Genomic DNA, 16310 nt, shown 5'->3' on the forward strand with positions numbered 1-16310 from the left:
TATGCGCGGGAGCCTGTGATAAAACCGGAGGTAAAATGGTCACCAGAGAAGTCTTTGAAAAGAGAGAATTTGAATATCTGTCGCCGTATGCTGCAAAGGCTGCGGAGAGCAGAGGAAGGAAGCTGCCTGAGGAGAAGTGCAGCATCAGGACCGACTATCAGCGCGACAGAGACAGGATAGTGCATTCCAAGGCATTCAGGAGGCTCATGCACAAAACGCAGGTGTTCCTGGCACCGGAGGGAGACCATTACAGGACGAGGCTCACACATACGATAGAGGTATCACAGATCGCCAGGACCATCGCAAGAGGCGCAGGACTCAATGAGGATCTTACCGAAGCTATAGCGATGGGGCACGATCTCGGGCACACGCCGTTCGGACACAGCGGTGAAGCCGTGCTCAACGAGATATATCCGGGAGGCTTCAGGCACAACGTGCAGAGTCTCAGAGTCGTCGATGTGCTGGAGTCGGGAAGCAGCAGGAGAGGCATGAACCTGACGTTCGAAGTGCGTGACGGGATACTGAATCATACAGGGAGCACGATGCCTGTGACAGCTGAGGGGCAGGTCGTGAAGACGAGCGACCGCATAGCGTATATCAATCACGATATAGACGATGCTATCAGAAGCGGCATCATCACTGCGGAGGATCTGCCGAAGGAAAGCATAGCCGTGCTCGGAGACACGCATAAGAAGCGTATAGACACTCTCGTGAGAGATATGATCGAAAACAGCAGCGGAAGGCCTACGGCGCAGCTCAGCGAGGAACGCTACCAGGCTATGGATGAGCTGCGGACCTACATGTTCAGGAACGTGTATCACAATGATAAAGTAAAGCGCGCGGAAGACGTGAGCCAGGTCAGGAACATCATCGTGTCGCTGTACCAGTATTTCCTGGAAGATCCCGACAGACTGCCGGACGATCTCCGTGCGATGCGCGGCAGCTTCCCGGATGCGGAGCTCGCCAAGGACCACATCGCAGGCATGACAGACAGATATGCGATAAACCTCTATGAAGAACTGTTCGTTGCAAAGGGCTGGAGATAGGCAGGCGGAGGCTTTGCAAAAGACTCGCGCTGCGGGATATCCGAAAGCGCAGGGCAGCGCGCAGCGCAGAAAGAAGCACGGTAAATAAAACAAAAAAATATAAAAATAAAAAAAGGAAAGTGCTGATTCCTGTCGTAAATAATATTATGCATCGCAGTTTTCAAGAGGGGCAAAAGTGAGTAGTAATAATGTAAATATAGCAGATGAGATAAAAAGCAGGTGTAACATTGTCGATGTTATAGGCAGAGTCGTTTCGTTAAAGAAAACGGGGAATAATTACAAAGGTATCTGTCCTTTCCACAATGAAAAAACACCTTCTTTTATTGTATCGGAAACAAAACAGATATTCACGTGTTTCGGCTGCGGAGCGACGGGAGATGTCATCGAATTTGTAAAGCGCTACTACAACCTCGATTTCAAGGGGGCTGTGGAGATGCTGGCAAAGGAGTACGGCATCAGCCTTGAAGGCGCTTTCGGCGGAAGCAGGGACAAGGAGGAGCTTTACGAGATAAACCGTCAGGCGGCCCGGTTTTATTACAGGGCGCTGCGTCAGCACAGCAATCCGGGATATACATATATGAAAAACAGAGGTATCTCGGAGGAGATACTCAACAGGTTCGGTATAGGATATGCTGACGACAGATGGGACAGTCTGTACACTTTTCTGAAGGAAAAAGGATTTTCGGAAGACAGGATGCTTGAGCTCGGTCTCGTATCGAAATCGAGGAAAGACGGCAGGTACTACGACAAGTTCCGCGGCAGGGTGATCTTCCCGATACAGAACACGGGAGGAAAGGTCATCGGTTTCGGAGGCCGCATAATAGGAGACGGAGAGCCGAAGTATCTCAATTCGCAGGAGTCCCCGGTCTTCAGGAAGAAGTACAACCTCTACGGTCTGAATATGTCAGGCGCAGAGGCGAGAAAGGAAGACGCCATCGTCCTGGTGGAAGGGTACATGGATGTCGTTTCGCTCTATCAGAGCGGAGTGCGGAACGTTTCTGCATCACTGGGAACGGCGCTTACCGAGAATCAGGCAAGGCTGATCAGGCGGTACACGAAAAATGTGATACTTTCCTATGACGCCGACCAGGCGGGACAGAACGCGGCCATGCGCGGACTGGACATACTCTACAGAGAAGACTGCAGAGCAAAGGTGTTAAAAGTCACAGAGGGCAAGGATCCCGATGAGTTCGTGAAGAAGAACGGGCGCAGGGCTTTCCAGGAGCTGATAGAAAACGCACTGCCGTACGGAGACTTCAAGCTCGGCTTCGTAAAGGCGAAGTACGATCTGTCAGATGAACAGCAGAGGGTCGATTTCATCAGAGATGCGGTGGACGTACTGCGCGGGATGAAGCCTGTGGAAGCCGATATCTACATAAAAAAGCTTGCCGAGGAAACAGGTGTTTCGGAAGGGGCTATAAGATTCGAGTATTCAGGCAATAATAGTCAGGAAAAGGTGCCGCCGGGCGGCGAGCATCATTTCAGGGACGACGACCGGGCAGCAGAGACGGCTGTGGAAATGCCGGCTGCAGAGAAAAACCTGCTGAAGCTGATGATCACGGATCCTGTCTACATCGACCTGCCGGAAGATGTGAGGGATATCGTATTCAGGAGCGAACAGGGAAAAAGTATATACGAAAATATATTGCAAATCTGCGACGGCAGGCATATACTTGATATCAATGCGCTTAAGGACAGGCTCGATGAGGAGTGCGCCGTCTGTCTTGCGGAAATAGAGGCGGAGATAATATCTCCAGGCACCGAGCGGTCCGTCTTTGACGAATGCATCGCACAGATAAGGAAGAAAGAACTCAAAAAGCAGGAAGAAGAGATCCTCGTACGCCTTTCCATGGCAGATGAGGAAGAAAACCACGAAGAAATAATAAGGCTTACACAGCAGCTTATAGAAATACAGAAAAAAATAAAGAAGTGAGGGGCACGGAATGGCTGATACAAAAGACGTAAAAAAGAAAAAGACAAAGAAGGTAAACACTGAAAAAGCAGGCGCTAAGGCCGAGCCTGTGCAGAACAGCGAATTTGCAGAAAACGAAGTGCTTGACGAGGAAACGAAAGCGCAGATCATAAAGGATCTGACAGAAAAAGCCTCATCAAAGAAGAAAAAGTCACTTTCATACACAGACGTTTCGAACAGGCTCGGAGACATGGAGCTCGACAAGGATCAGATGGAAGAGATCTACGAACTTCTGATGAGCAAGGGCGTCGAGGTCGATATGGAAAACGAGCCTGACGATATCGATCTGCTGGAGCTCGAGGATGAAGAAGTGGACGATCCGGAAGTCGATGCGGTGATAGCCGAGAATCCGGATGCGAAGGAGATAGATCTCGAGGCGACGATCTCAAAGAACATCGCTGTCGACGACCCTGTCAGGATGTACCTGAAGGAGATCGGAAAGGTGCCGCTCCTCACTGCGCAGGAGGAGATCGACCTTGCCAAGAGGATGGAGCAGGGCGACGAGTATGCGAAGCAGAAGCTCTGCGAGGCAAACCTCAGACTGGTAGTAAGTATCGCCAAGAAGTATGTCGGAAGAGGCATGCTGTTCCTCGATCTGATACAGGAAGGAAACCTCGGTCTGATAAAGGCCGTTGACAAATTCGACTGGACGAAGGGATACAAGTTCAGTACCTATGCTACATGGTGGATCAGACAGGCGATCACCAGATCTATAGCTGACCAGGCGAGGACGATAAGGATCCCTGTGCACATGGTCGAAACTATAAACAAGCTGATAAGAGTCTCAAGACAGCTGCTCCAGGAAGAAGGCAGAGAGCCGACCCCTGACGAGATCGCTGCAGAGATGGGCATATCTGTAGAAAAGGTAAGAGAGATACTCAAGATCTCCCAGGAGCCTGTTTCACTGGAAACTCCTATCGGAGAGGAAGAGGACAGCCATCTCGGAGACTTCATACCGGACGACGATGCGCCGGCACCTGCAGAAGCTGCAGCGTTTTCCATGCTCAAAGAGCAGCTGGTCGACGTGCTGGGAACTCTCACAGAGAGAGAGCAGAAGGTGCTGAAGCTCAGATTCGGTCTCGAAGACGGAAGAGCCAGGACGCTCGAGGAAGTCGGAAAGAAATTCGACGTTACCCGAGAGAGGATCAGACAGATCGAGGCGAAGGCTCTCAGGAAGCTGAGACATCCGACCAGAAGCAAGAAACTCAAGGACTACCTGGAATAGAAACATGACAGAATTAAGTATAAGACTGCAGAAAATAGCAGACAGGATAAATGAAGGTGAAACCATGGCTGATATCGGCACAGACCATGGTTTTTTGCCTATATATCTGATAGAAAACGACATATCGCCGTCGGTGATAATGACTGACGTCAGCCGGCCGTCTCTGATGAAAGGCTCGGATAATCTCGACATGCTGGGTGCAGACAGAAAGCGTGCGGATTTCAGAGTGGGCGACGGTATATCCGTACTGGAGCGCGGCGAAACGGATACAGTAGTGATAGCGGGAATGGGCGGCATGCTCATAAGAGATATAATGAGCATCGACATGGAGCACACATGCTCTTTCAGAAAATACATACTGCAGCCGAGAACCAGGCAGGGGCACCTCAGGAAGTGGCTCCTCGAGAACGGGTTCACGATAATCCATGAGGATCTGGTCGAGGAGGGGCGGTTCATACCTGAGATAATAACAGCGCTCAGTCCGCAGGCGGACGACGTTTTTACTAATGATGCCAGTGTGGATGTGGCTTGTATGGATGGTGTGCAGGCAGATGGCGTCCATATGGGTGATGCGCGTATGAATGACGTTTGTATCACCGGATCAGCGACGGATGACGTGCATAATGCCGGATCGGAAACGTATGGCGTGCATACCGCAGCCGGAGACGTCACGGACGACGGCAGGCTTTGCATAAGAGGCGTATCGTTCGCATCGGAAGAGGACACCGGCGAGGACATCATATATCGTGTGCCGCCGTGGATCACACAGGCGACAGGTCCGGTAGAGGAATTTATTGCCAGGAACATCGAAAATGAGAAGAAAAGGCTCGAAAATGTGATGCTGGCAAAGGAGCGCGATATCGCGCAGGAAGACAGGATATGCAGAGGGATAGCTTATCTGAAGCGTTTGCTGGAGGAATACGGAAATGGAAGATAGGAAAAAAGGTATAATAACAGTTGCGGATGTGACTGAACTGATCGAGGACGCAGTGCCGGTATCACTGCAGGAGTCGTGGGACAACAGCGGACTGCTGATCGGATTTCCGGAGAAGCATGTTAAAAAAGTCATAACATGTCTTGAAATAACGGAGGCCGTGGCAGACGAGGCGGTCGCTGCAGGTGCAGACATGATAGTATCGCACCATCCGCTGATCTTCAGCGGCATCAGAAAGCTCAGCTACGACAGCAGTGAGGACAGAGCTGTGATGAAGCTGGTTTCGAACGGTATATCGGTGTATTCATGTCATACGCCTTTTGACAAGGTCAGGGGCGGCAATAATGATATCATCGCGGAAAGGCTTGGGCTTTCGTCCGTGAAAAACCTCAGGGGCGATGACGTTGTTTCACCGTCAAAGATGGCAGAAAACCGCGACGAGGCGGATATAGGAAGGACCGGCAGATTCAGGAAGCCTTTGACTTATGTGCAGGCTATAGAGCTTGCTGCGAACCAGCTGAACATGAGTATCAGGCAGCTTCGCGCATGCGGCGATCTGAATACGGAGATAACATCGGTCGGGATATGCACCGGAGCCGGAGCGGATATGGCTGAAATGGCTGTGGATGCAGGATGTCAGCTCTTCATAACGGGCGACGTGAAGTATCATGAGGCGCAGGCTGCTGCTGCACGAGGCATCTGCCTTCTGGACGCGGGGCATTACGGAACGGAAAAATTCTTTGCCCAGGCGATGCGGGAGCTGCTGGAGAAGAAGCTCGCCGGGAAAGCGGAAGTCGTGGAGTCTGCTGTGAACATCGATCCGTTCAATATACTGTAGATGATGGTACGGATGCGGCGCGGAATGTGTTGCGGAATTTATCGCAGTCCATAGGCGCCAGGCTGGCAGTATGCATTGCAAGCTGTAGGCGCAGGCCGGCGGATGCGGTGACGGTGTGATTGCAAAATGCCGGGTGTATCGCAAGTGCTGGAAGCCGGTATTGAAAACCGGCTGGTGACGGGTGGCATTCAGCGCAAGGTCTGAGCAGAAGCAGATGTACTGCTTTACAAAAAAAGCTTTATATGGTATAAATATTAAAGTCATATTTTGGGTAAGACAGATGATCGCGTGCATCTTCGGGATGTATGAGGAAAGTCCGGGCTCCACAGGGCATGGATGCCGGATAACGTCCGGCGTAGGTAACTATAGGGAAAGTGCAACAGAAACACACCGCCGAAACGGGTCATGCCGTGGCAAGGTTGAAATTGTGAGGTAAGAGCTCACAGGGAAATATGGTAACATATCTCCCGTGTAAACCCCATCCGGAGCAAGACCAAATAGGACATGGAAAGCGGCGGCCCGTCGCTGTCCGGGAGGTAGGTCGCATGAGCCTGGTGGCAACATCAGGCCAAGATAGATGATCGTCTGATACAGAACCCGGCTTACAGTCTTGCCCAATGTATTTTCAATGACCGGAGAGATTGTTTGAAGTATTTATCACTTTTTTTGTATAATGATTGCACAAAAAATTATGGAAATTCCTAAAAAATTTCCGAAAAATACTTGCAATAACCTGAATATGTAGTATAATAAAAGGGTCGCTTGGATATGCGGATATGGCGGAATTGGCAGACGCGCACGGTTCAGGTCCGTGTGAGGGTTACTTCATGGGGGTTCGAATCCCTTTATCCGCACCAAATAAAAAGCCCGAAGCAATATGCTTCGGGCTTTTTATTTGGTCAGCTTTAGCGAAAGATCAGGTTATCCCAGCAGATTTAATGTAAAGGTGCTGATAATGATGACTATCAGCGATATGTAGCCGATCCTGGTCAGTTTCTGCTTATAATAAAGATATCCAACCACAGAGGTCACGACAATACCTACTGCACCCCAGGTCGCGTATGCGATACCCAGATCGATATCCGTCAGTGCGAATCCGAACAAAGCATAGCTGATGGTGTACCCTAAAAGGCAGATAAGTGTCGGTTTGGGATTTGTGAAACCATGTGTGGCTGTCACAAATGAGGCCGCGATTACTTCCGCTATGATGGAAAGTGCCAGTAAAATATAAGCTGCTAACATGATGTACTCTCCTTCCTGTCGTGCTTATCTGTGCTTTTTATTGCTGTTTCAGAATCTGCAGAGCTGGTTTCAGAACCAGATGCTTCTTTTACAGGCGTTCCCCACATATTCATGGTAAATGTAGCTGCCGCCAGTACGATTATCGATATCCAGCCAACGGTGGAAAGAGGCTGATGAAATAAAAAAAATCCCAGCAGTGTGCACACCAGTGCGCCGACTACACTCCAGGTGGCATAAGCGACAGGCAGGTTAATGATGTGGAGCACTTTGGAAAATATGAAAAAGGAAAACAGTATGGTTATAATAGCTCCGATCCCCAGAAGTTTGTTTTCATAGCCACTGGATGCGGTCAGCATGGCATCACCGATGATCTCGATAATGATGGAAATCGCCAGGATAATATAAGCCATTTGTTTTGACACATTTAACATTTTATTTTACCTCCTTCGCCGCAGACATGAGATGACTGTGATGCATGCAAAACCGTACATTCTTTATGCAACAAGTATTTTATACACCATGCCCTTGTGTCAATGTCAAGTAAGATCCCCTCTTAGAATATGGAAAAAACAGGAGATTCAGCTGTCCGCAGTTTATGGGTCACGGCAGGATTCCCGAGCTTCTGCAAGCTTTGAAGTGGTTATTCCGGCATAAAACCGCCGGCATAAAATCTTCAGATGTTTCTGATTTTTTTCTGGACATTCCCTTTAAGGTATAGTCTATAATCAGTTTAATAAATTTTCTGATATGAGGAAATATTTTAAAATATCCGGGTGTTTGTGCAGAATCAGAATCACCTGGAAGAGGAAGAAAGGGGAGATGATAACAACAGGCAGCAGCAATGCTGTACTGCAGAATTGCATAAGAGAAAAGTTACTGTGATAACTATACAAATTACAGGAGAGGTATATTTTATGAAGAAAAAAATGATAGCTGGTATTCTGGCTCTGATTATGGCGGTAACACCATTCGTATCCTTGCCGGCCATATCCTATGCAGCCAGTGGAACTTGCGGCGTTCAGCAAGGGGCTACCAAGATTTTTGAAGGAATGGCAACAGATGCTGAAGATATCACCATTTGGAATGATAAGATGGCGGTTTCTTTTGCAGTCGGTTCCAACAACTACTGGAATATGACAAAGGGAAGTATTCTGGATATCTGTGCGATCGATTCAGAAGGGAACTGGGGGCCGGATCTGGTCAATGACGTGGAGCTTCTGATGGATTTCTGGACTGCTACAGGAGAATACAACGGGACAGATCTGCGAAACGACGTTAATGTCACATCGGAGGTATCATCGGACAAAAATACTGTCACGGTTACGTCGAAGTACCGCTACTGGGTGGCGGATCCCAACAAGGACGGCATCAATGATGATGCACTGCCTCTTAACGTGACACAGGTCTATACCCTGAAAGCCGGTGACAGTCACCTTACCATGGAGACCACGGTAGAAAATCCAAATAAGGGTATCGACTACGGAAACAAGGCCTTAAATGAATCAGCTGCCGGTAAAAGCAGCACGGGAATGTTCTCAGGCTATTCCATAAGCACTAACGCAGCCAATATGTTCGGCCCTTACGGATATTATCCGGACACCAAGGCTACCGGGATCGCTATCGGAAACAATGAGAACGTAAAGGAATATTTCGGGAAATTCGTCACAACGTACAAGGATGATTACGCCGTATCTCTGATCATGGACGGCTCCGACGCCTACAAAGGCTCTTCCGGCTACAAGGATCTTTACATCAACCAGGTTCTTGAGGCCGGGAAATCCTACACTTTCAAGGGGGAAGTTCTCGTAGAAACCTCCAATTCCACAGCGTCCGTGCTGGATCGCGTCTATGCGCGCGACAAGATCGAAGATGACGATACGGCGATGGTCCGCGGAACTGTAAAAGATGAAAACGGCAAGCCTGTCGAAGGCGTGAATGTGATCGTTAAAAAAGACGGTAAGTACATGTGCACGAAAAAATCCGGTTCAGTAAACGGCGCTGAGGTCGATACACCAAAGACTGTCGAACAGCCGATGGTATGGGCGATCACCGACAAGAACGGGGAGTATTCTTTCAAACTGCCGAAGACCAAAAACAGCTTTGACGGGGATGGTACTTACAGATATAAGCTGAAGCTGGAAGCAGCCGGGTACACATCCCAGACTACGGAGGAGTTTACACTCAAGAGCGATAAAACACAGAACTTTACCATCAAGACAGGTGCACCTGTCAAATTGAGCGCCAAGGATCAGAATGGAAATGCGATCCCGTTCCGGGTAGAGATCTCAGGCGTGACCTATGAGAACAAATGCGCCGGGATCAGTACATATTTCAGTAATTCCGCAGCCAGGGAAACAGCTGTGGAATTCAATCTGACTCAGGCAGACGATGTGACCTTTACCGCTTCATACGGCAAGGACTTTGAATCCAATGCCGTACCGTTCAATACGAACGTGACTGCAGGCGGCGTTGAACACACCTTTGTCATCGATGAACTGATCGATCCGAAGACATCCGGCTGGGTATCCATGGACAACCATCAGCACTCGGACTACGGCGATGGAGCAACGCCTCCGAAGGATCTGTTCAATGCACAGATCGCCGCGAAGCTCCATTACAATCTCGTTTCGGACCACGATACGCGGATCAATAATATTCTGATGAAGAACTTCTCCGACAAGTTCGGAAGACCGTACATCTCCAATATGGAAGTTTCTCCGGGATGGGGACACTGGGGTGTTCTCAACGTTGATTTCAGCGAAAAAGAAACAGGCAACATAGTCAACGCTTCTACAGCAACACCGCCTGAGATCATCAAAGCCGGACATGATGCCAATGCTCTGGTTATCGTACATCATCCGTATTCCGACTACGGATTCCTGCACAATCAGGACAGCGTTGCCGGCGGCCATGCGGAAGGCTGGAAGGATTTCGATCTCATCGAACTGCAATCAACTATATCATCCGATGGGAAGACACTGGACACACTGGAAGAACTCACTGCAGAAAATTATGAGAACATCAGTCTGGACAAGCTCAGCAGCACCATTGCAAGTGCCGGGATCTCTCAGATGGATGCAAAAGCTCTCGTAACTGCATTTGCGTTCTGGAATGCCGGAGAAAAGAAATATCTGAGCGCAGGCTCCGACCAGCATCAGGCGACTAATACGGCACTGTATCCGGGAATCATCAGGCAATATGCAAAAGTCGGAAAAAACAGCGAAGAAGCAGGCAGTGCAGATACGAAGGCTTACCTCGCAGCGCTGAAGGACGGACGTTCATATGTTACTATGGGACCGCTCTTCTTTACTTATGATGGAGAGTCATTTGGAGACACCATCTCGGCAGACAGGAAAGCACTGAAGATTGACGCAATGGCAGTTAATGGTCTGGAAAAAGTTGTTCTTTACCGAAATGGCGTGAAAGCGGAAACAAAAGAGCTGGCGGGGAGTAAAGACAAGCAGACGCTTGAATTCACGATCGATTCCGGAAAAGATGCGAAGTGGTACAGCTACGTTGCGATCGACAGCAACGGTAACTATGCGGTTTCAAATCCGATTTGGGTGAAAGCCGGAGGCGGTACGGAAGAACAGGATCCTGCGGTAAAACCGACGGATAATGGTAAGCCGGGCTCTGCTGACAAACCAAAGACATCTGCTGCGGATACCGGGGACAACACAAATCTTCTGCTGCTGATCCTTCTGATGACAGCTGCAGCCGGCGGTTCAGTGGCTCTGATCCTTCGCAGCAGGAAAAATAAAGGATCGAAAGTATAAAGCAATGAGTTTAATTGCGGCGTGGCAAGTAAAGTTTAAATGAGCTGCAGAATCAATATAATCAAGATAGCATCAATAGAATAAGACAGCTTAGCCGGAGATTCGTTTTTTGACTCTCCGGCTTTTCATGGAACAGAAAGGTTTCCAAAGTCAGTTTTTCATGAAACATCACAGGCGCCAGAGCCATGACGATGACGGGACCGCAGTAGTATCCGAGAGATGCGATGCTGACGCCGATCCGTCGATACGCTTCAAAGAGAAACAGCCAGCTTATTCCCATGGAATACCCTGATAAAGTTAAAAATACAAGAGATTTTCGGTGTTTCAAAAACAATGGTAGTGCTTCCGAAAGACCACCCCCTGGCGCATGCGGACACCTTTCCGGTGAAGTCTTTGCAGGATGATCCTTTTATCATGCTGGAAAAAGGAACTAAAACAGAAATCACGGAGAACTATCAAAAAAACGGACTGATACCAAAGCCCAAGTACACCACTTTTGATGACTATGCGGTTCTGTCCATGGTGGAGAATGGTGGAGAAAGGGCTGGGGATCGCCATTTTGCCAAAGCTGATTTTACAGAGGATCGCATATGATGTGATGGTAAAGCCTCTGGATGTGGACGCGTATCGGACGATCGGAGTAGCTATGAAAAACAAGAAAGAATTGTCTCTGGCCGCTCGGCGTTTTCTGGAATATCTGGACTTTCGGGATCTGAATATCTGAAAAATCAAAAAATATAGTTTTGACTGTTTCCTTTTGCAGAAAAAACGGGTATAATAAAATTAATAGATAAAAATTATCCAGTATAGGGGGGTACAAAACATGACAACTAATGTTACGAATACGATTATCAATATAGGTGCTAACGATCATGATGTGGATCTTTTCGAAGGTCAGTATATCGTTCCCAATGGCATGGCATACAATTCATATGCGATCATCGACGACAAGATCGCCATCATGGACACGATAGACAAGAAGAAAACCGAGGAATGGCTTGCCAATATAGATGCTGCTCTGAGCGGCAGAAAGCTTGATTATCTTGCTGTTCCGCCGGCTATGTTCGCAACCAGGCAGGGAAGTTATAATTCGACCGGAGGCAGGAAGCCGGACTATCTCATCATCCAGCACATGGAGCCGGATCACTCGGCATCCATCAAGGCGTTCCTGGAAAAATACGGTGATGTCACAGTTGTCGGCAACAAGAAGACCTTCAAGATGATCCGCCAGTTTTTCCCGGGGATGGAACTAAAAAACACTTTGGAGGTAGAAAACGGAGATACTCTAGACCTTGGAAACCATCAGCTTACGTTTGTGTTTGCTCCGATGGTACACTGGCCGGAAGTAATGATGACGTATGAATCTTCGGAGAAGATCCTCTTTGCAGCTGACGGATTCGGCAAATTCGGCGCCCTTGACGCTGAGGAAGACTGGGCCTGCGAAGCCAGAAGATACTACATCGGTATCGTAGGTAAATACGGAGCCCAGGTGCAAAGTATACTCAAAAAAGCTGCAGGACTGGATATCGAGAAGATCTGTCCGCTTCACGGACCTGTTCTGACGGAAAATCTGGGATATTACATCAATCTGTATGATACATGGTCCAGCTATGAACCTGAAACCGATGGTGTATGCATTTGCTATACATCGGTATATGGCAACACGAAGAAAGCCGTAGAACTTCTGGTGTCGGAGCTTGAACGTAAAGGTGTGCCTGTGGGAGCGGTCAACGATCTAGCAAGATGTGATATGGCAGAAGCGGTCGAAGATGCGTTCCGATACGACAAGCTGGTACTGGCTACCACGACGTATAATTCCGAGATCTTCCCGTTCATGCGCTATTTTATCGATCAGCTAAAGGAAAGAAATTTCCAAAAAAGAACAGTAGCCTTTATTGAAAATGGATCCTGGGCTCCTGTTGCCAACAAGATCATGAAGGCTGATTTCGAAGACATGAAGCATATGACCATAGCGAAGAACAACGTGACGATCCTGTCCGCTCTCAATGAGGAAAGCACGGCACAGATAGATGCACTGGCCGACGAACTGTCAAAGGGATATCTGCCGGTAAGCGCGAAGACGCAGGCAGAATTGGATCCAACCGCACTTTTCAAGATCGGATATGGTCTGTATGTCGTTACGTGCAATGACGGGAAAAAGGACAATGGTCTCATAGTCAACACGGTGACACAGGTGAGTGATAATCCTAACAGGATCGCGGTGAACGTGAACAAAGCTAATTATTCCTGCGAAGTCATAAAAAATACGGGCAGACTGAATGTTTCTGTCCTTTCGGAAGACGCCACGTTCAAGATCTTTGAACACTTCGGATTCCAGTCGGGTAAAAATGTGGATAAATTTGCCGGTTATGAGCATCAGGCGAAAGCGGTCAACGGACTGCCGTATCTGACAAAGCATGCCAATGCATATATTTCCGGAAACGTAACGGGAATGGTAGATCTGGGAACCCATATCATGTTCATCTGTGAAGTGACGGAGAGCGTCAAGCTTTCTGATATCGAAACGATGACGTACACGTACTATCAGAACAATGTGAAACCAAAGCCGGAAACCGATAAAAAGGGCTGGGTATGTGATATCTGCGGATATATATACGAAGGCGAGGACCTGCCGGAAGATTTTATCTGTCCGCTTTGTAAACATGGTGCAGCAGATTTCTCGAAGCTCGAATAAGGCTTTTGCAGAGGGTGTGATACATGTGACCGGATCATAATATTGAGCGGTATAAGTTTTTCGGAACAGAAACAGTTTTATCGAAAAATTTAGTTTGATTTTTTTCAAAAGATATGGTACATTGAATCAAAACTGAGACTTTTTTGATATTTATTACTGAAAAAAGGCTTACAGTAAGGATTGAAAATGAAAGTTTTATTGATCAATGGCAGCCCGCATCAGTTCGGGTGTACGTATACTGCACTGAAAGAAGTGGCAGATTCGCTCAACAGGAACGATATCACTACGGAGATCTATCATATCGGTGCGGTTCCTATCAGAGGATGCGTAGGATGCGGCAGCTGTTTCACCACGGGCAAGTGTGTGTTCGACAATGACGGAGTCAATGAGATTTCCGGTCGGCTAGTGGAATTTGACGGGATCGTCGTAGGATCACCGGTGTATTATGCCGGAGCGTCCGGACAGCTCTGCTGCTTTATGGACAGATTGTTTTACAGTAATTACCAAAGCGGCAGAATGGAGGGCAAGATCGCAGCGGCAGTTGTCTCTTGCAGAAGGGGCGGTGCCAGCACAGCATTTGACCGAATCAACAAATATTTTATGATCAACAAGATGACCGTTGCAACATCACAGTACTGGAATCAGGTACACGGCAATTCACCTGAGGAAGTCAGACAGGATAAAGAGGGTATGCAGACTATGCGCACGCTGGGAGAGAGCATAGCGTACTCTATCCGCAATAAGTATGCAGGGCTGCGCGAGTGTGTGAAGCAGCCGGAATATGAAAAACCGGTTATGACTAACTTTATTCGTCAAAAGTAGGTGATATCATGCAGAACGGAATCGATCTGAAACAATTCTATCAGGAACTGGATGCATTGTATAAAAAAAAGAACAGTGCCGAGACCATCAGATATCTGGAAAACTGTTTACGGGAGGCAGAAACAAAACATGACTCCTCCGGGATCGTTGCAGTATGCAACGAGCTGGGAGGTGTTTGTCGTGCCATGGGTCAGACTGATCGAGCGAAGGAACTGTACCATACGGTGCTGACAAATTTAGAACACATGGGTCTGACTCATTCTGAGCATTATGCGACAGCATTGATCAATACGGGAGATGTGTATGTCAATTCCAGAGAACTTGAGGAAGCTCTTCGTTATTTTCTGAAAGCCAGAGATTTGCTTGTAGAGCGCGGGCTTGCGGGCGATTACCGGATGGCGGCGCTGTGCAACAACATAAGTATGGTCTATCGCGATACCGGAGAAATGGAGAAGGCAGAACAGGCGCTGGATACTGCATTCCGCATAATAAAAGACATTCCAAAATGCTGGGGAGAACTGGCAACTACGTATACCAATCTGGGAGAACTGCAGGTCCGGCAGAATAAGCTGGAGATGGCGAAGGAAAGCTTTGAAGAGGCATGTCGGTTATTTGAGGCCGGAGGCGGCGGTAATGTCCATTATTCTGCTGCATGTGCCGGACTGGGACAGGTTTTTTATCTTAAAGGGCAGATAAGCGAGGCTGTTCACTGGTATGAAAAGGCACTGACGCTGATGGAGCGTGACTTCGGCAGAACGGAATATTATAGTGCACTGGCAGACTGCGTTATGAAATTGAGAGGTATGAAACTATGAAAGGTATGGAACTTTCCAGGGCATATTTTGAGGAATATGGAAAACCTTTGATCGATACCCGACTGCTGCAGTACCGTCCCTATATTGCCGCAGGGCTTGTGGGGGAGGGCTCTGAATGTCTGGGGTTTGATGATGATATTTCCACTGATCACGATTTCGGACCTGCATTCTGTATCTGGGTGCCGGAGTGGCTTTACCAGCAGGCAGGCGCTGAGCTCAAAAGCGCATATGACAGTTTGCCGGCAGAATATCATGGATACAGGAGAATTCCTTCGGCACAGGGCGGCGGCAGAGTAGGCGTGATCTCTGCAGAGGGATTTTACCGTAAGTTCACTGGGATGTCCAAAGCACCGCAGGACAACATGGAGTGGTTTCGGATACCGGAACGTTTTTTAGCAACGGTGACCAGCGGAGAAGTTTTTGTGGATTATCTCGGGATGTTTTCACAGATCCGGGCAGCTTTAAAAGCGTTTTATCCGGAAGACGTGCTGAAAAAAAAATTAGCAGCGAGATGCGCTGTCATGGCACAGGCAGGACAATATAATTACGGCAGATGTATGAAGCGCGGGGATAGTCAGGCGGCTTATCTGGCTTGCGGAGAATTTATCAGAACAGCAATGTCTGCAGTCTATCTGCTCAATGAAGCATATATGCCGTACTACAAATGGGTTTTCAAAGGCGCAGCGCGTTTTAATATTTTGAAGGATGCCGTGCAGCTTATTACGGAGCTGACACAGATTGTGGACCGACCGGAAAATGCAGGGTATAAAATGCAAGTGATCGAGAAAGTATGTATCAGTGTAGGCAATGAGCTGAATCGCAGAGGGTTTACTCGGAGTACAGATGCGTTTTTGCAGGTGCATGGGGAAGAACTGATGCGAAGTATTCATGATGCTCGCCTTAAAAACCTGCATATCATGGCGGATTTTGATTGACAGCATATGC

General features: G+C 48.2%; 15 protein-coding genes, 1 tRNA gene, 1 other RNA gene and 2 pseudogenes. 16 read left to right on the forward strand and 3 right to left on the reverse strand.

Features of this window, described 5'->3' with window-relative positions:
* The first annotated feature begins 35 nt into the window (after positions 1 to 35).
* The 7 genes from OCV59_RS08310 (at position 36) to OCV59_RS08340 (ending at position 6872) form a co-directional block, all read left to right on the forward strand.
* Complete coding sequence (locus OCV59_RS08310; RefSeq protein WP_147594028.1) at positions 36 to 1046, forward strand: deoxyguanosinetriphosphate triphosphohydrolase; 1011 nt, start codon at positions 36 to 38, stop codon at positions 1044 to 1046.
* Between the two features lie 175 nt (positions 1047 to 1221).
* Entirely contained in the window at positions 1222 to 2979 is a 1758-nt protein-coding gene (gene dnaG / locus OCV59_RS08315) for a DNA primase (RefSeq protein WP_147594029.1), read from the forward strand.
* Between the two features lie 118 nt (positions 2980 to 3097).
* Positions 3098 to 4243: an RNA polymerase sigma factor RpoD gene (gene rpoD / locus OCV59_RS08320; RefSeq protein WP_394803007.1), complete on the forward strand. Its 1146-nt coding sequence runs from the start codon at positions 3098 to 3100 to the stop codon at positions 4241 to 4243.
* 4 nt (positions 4244 to 4247) lie between these two features.
* Positions 4248 to 5180, forward strand: a complete 933-nt coding sequence (locus OCV59_RS08325; protein ID WP_147594031.1) for a tRNA (adenine(22)-N(1))-methyltransferase — start codon at positions 4248 to 4250, stop codon at positions 5178 to 5180.
* A complete protein-coding gene (locus OCV59_RS08330) occupies positions 5170 to 6015 on the forward strand; it encodes a Nif3-like dinuclear metal center hexameric protein (protein ID WP_147594032.1) in 846 nt (281 codons plus the stop codon). Before OCV59_RS08325 ends, OCV59_RS08330 begins: the two co-directional genes overlap by 11 nt.
* A 268-nt stretch (positions 6016 to 6283) precedes the next feature.
* An RNA gene (gene rnpB / locus OCV59_RS08335) (RNase P RNA component class A) lies at positions 6284 to 6636 on the forward strand.
* Between the two features lie 149 nt (positions 6637 to 6785).
* Positions 6786 to 6872, forward strand: a tRNA-Leu gene (locus OCV59_RS08340).
* 64 nt (positions 6873 to 6936) lie between these two features.
* Here OCV59_RS08340 and OCV59_RS08345 read toward each other — a convergent pair.
* Together OCV59_RS08345 and OCV59_RS08350 are read right to left on the reverse strand one after the other, a co-directional pair.
* Positions 6937 to 7257, reverse strand: a complete 321-nt coding sequence (locus OCV59_RS08345; RefSeq protein WP_147594033.1) for a DMT family transporter — start codon at positions 7255 to 7257, stop codon at positions 6937 to 6939.
* Positions 7251 to 7667 (reverse strand): DMT family transporter, encoded by a 417-nt coding sequence (locus OCV59_RS08350; RefSeq protein WP_262584237.1) that lies wholly within the window; start codon positions 7665 to 7667, stop codon positions 7251 to 7253. The genes OCV59_RS08345 and OCV59_RS08350 overlap by 7 nt, the downstream gene beginning before the upstream one ends.
* Positions 7668 to 8171: 504 nt before the next feature.
* Between OCV59_RS08350 and OCV59_RS08355 the strand changes: the two genes are divergently transcribed.
* Complete coding sequence (locus OCV59_RS08355; protein WP_147594035.1) at positions 8172 to 11033, forward strand: CehA/McbA family metallohydrolase; 2862 nt, start codon at positions 8172 to 8174, stop codon at positions 11031 to 11033.
* A 61-nt stretch (positions 11034 to 11094) separates the two neighbouring features.
* Here the strand turns inward: OCV59_RS08355 and OCV59_RS08360 are convergent, their stop codons facing one another.
* Positions 11095 to 11367, reverse strand: a complete 273-nt coding sequence (locus OCV59_RS08360; protein ID WP_317240134.1) for an EamA family transporter — start codon at positions 11365 to 11367, stop codon at positions 11095 to 11097.
* Here OCV59_RS08360 and OCV59_RS12045 point away from each other — a divergent pair.
* The 8 genes and pseudogenes from OCV59_RS12045 to OCV59_RS08385 all read left to right on the forward strand — a co-directional run bounded on the left by OCV59_RS12045 (position 11367) and on the right by OCV59_RS08385 (position 16300).
* Positions 11367 to 11627 carry a LysR family transcriptional regulator substrate-binding protein gene (locus tag OCV59_RS12045; RefSeq protein WP_147594037.1) on the forward strand — a complete coding sequence of 87 codons (261 nt, stop codon included), beginning with the start codon at positions 11367 to 11369 and terminating at the stop codon, positions 11625 to 11627. The two genes, OCV59_RS08360 and OCV59_RS12045, sit on opposite strands and share 1 nt — an antisense overlap.
* Positions 11563 to 11757 (forward strand): LysR family transcriptional regulator substrate-binding protein, encoded by a 195-nt coding sequence (locus OCV59_RS08365; protein WP_262584238.1) that lies wholly within the window; start codon positions 11563 to 11565, stop codon positions 11755 to 11757. The genes OCV59_RS12045 and OCV59_RS08365 overlap by 65 nt, the downstream gene beginning before the upstream one ends.
* A 99-nt stretch (positions 11758 to 11856) precedes the next feature.
* Positions 11857 to 13089: pseudogene (locus OCV59_RS08370) on the forward strand (FprA family A-type flavoprotein); the annotation flags it as partial.
* A 72-nt stretch (positions 13090 to 13161) separates the two neighbouring features.
* Positions 13162 to 13581 (forward strand): annotated as a pseudogene (locus OCV59_RS12050) (flavin reductase family protein); the annotation flags it as partial.
* Positions 13561 to 13728: a rubredoxin-like domain-containing protein gene (locus OCV59_RS12055; RefSeq protein WP_394803008.1), complete on the forward strand. Its 168-nt coding sequence runs from the start codon at positions 13561 to 13563 to the stop codon at positions 13726 to 13728. The pseudogene OCV59_RS12050 and the gene OCV59_RS12055, both read left to right, overlap by 21 nt.
* Positions 13729 to 13914: 186 nt before the next feature.
* Positions 13915 to 14550, forward strand: a complete 636-nt coding sequence (locus tag OCV59_RS08375) for a flavodoxin family protein (protein ID WP_147594040.1) — start codon at positions 13915 to 13917, stop codon at positions 14548 to 14550.
* Between the two features lie 8 nt (positions 14551 to 14558).
* Entirely contained in the window at positions 14559 to 15365 is an 807-nt protein-coding gene (locus tag OCV59_RS08380; protein WP_147594041.1) for a tetratricopeptide repeat protein, read from the forward strand.
* Complete coding sequence (locus tag OCV59_RS08385; protein ID WP_147594042.1) at positions 15362 to 16300, forward strand: DUF4037 domain-containing protein; 939 nt, start codon at positions 15362 to 15364, stop codon at positions 16298 to 16300. Before OCV59_RS08380 ends, OCV59_RS08385 begins: the two co-directional genes overlap by 4 nt.
* The last annotated feature ends 10 nt before the right edge of the window (positions 16301 to 16310 follow it).

The organism is Brotomerdimonas butyrica, assembly GCF_025567305.1.
In the GTDB taxonomy this organism is placed as follows: Bacteria; Bacillota; Clostridia; order Peptostreptococcales; family Anaerovoracaceae; genus Lentihominibacter; species Lentihominibacter butyricus.

Bases quoted from the DNA above. Each gene is read 5' to 3' on its own strand.
- OCV59_RS12045 (WP_147594037.1), top strand. From the start codon at position 11,367: ATGGTAGTGCTTCCGAAAGACCACCCCCTGGCGCATGCGGACACCTTT.
- OCV59_RS08385 (WP_147594042.1), top strand. From the start codon at position 15,362: ATGAAAGGTATGGAACTTTCCAGGGCATATTTTGAGGAATATGGAAAA.
- OCV59_RS08365 (WP_262584238.1), top strand. From the start codon at position 11,563: ATGGTGGAGAAAGGGCTGGGGATCGCCATTTTGCCAAAGCTGATTTTA.
- OCV59_RS12055 (WP_394803008.1), top strand. From the start codon at position 13,561: ATGACGTACACGTACTATCAGAACAATGTGAAACCAAAGCCGGAAACC.
- OCV59_RS08345 (WP_147594033.1), bottom strand. From the start codon at position 7,257: ATGTTAGCAGCTTATATTTTACTGGCACTTTCCATCATAGCGGAAGTA.
- OCV59_RS08380 (WP_147594041.1), top strand. From the start codon at position 14,559: ATGCAGAACGGAATCGATCTGAAACAATTCTATCAGGAACTGGATGCA.
- OCV59_RS08325 (WP_147594031.1), top strand. From the start codon at position 4,248: ATGACAGAATTAAGTATAAGACTGCAGAAAATAGCAGACAGGATAAAT.
- OCV59_RS08330 (WP_147594032.1), top strand. From the start codon at position 5,170: ATGGAAGATAGGAAAAAAGGTATAATAACAGTTGCGGATGTGACTGAA.
- OCV59_RS08310 (WP_147594028.1), top strand. From the start codon at position 36: ATGGTCACCAGAGAAGTCTTTGAAAAGAGAGAATTTGAATATCTGTCG.
- OCV59_RS08350 (WP_262584237.1), bottom strand. From the start codon at position 7,667: ATGGCTTATATTATCCTGGCGATTTCCATCATTATCGAGATCATCGGT.
- OCV59_RS08355 (WP_147594035.1), top strand. From the start codon at position 8,172: ATGAAGAAAAAAATGATAGCTGGTATTCTGGCTCTGATTATGGCGGTA.
- OCV59_RS08375 (WP_147594040.1), top strand. From the start codon at position 13,915: ATGAAAGTTTTATTGATCAATGGCAGCCCGCATCAGTTCGGGTGTACG.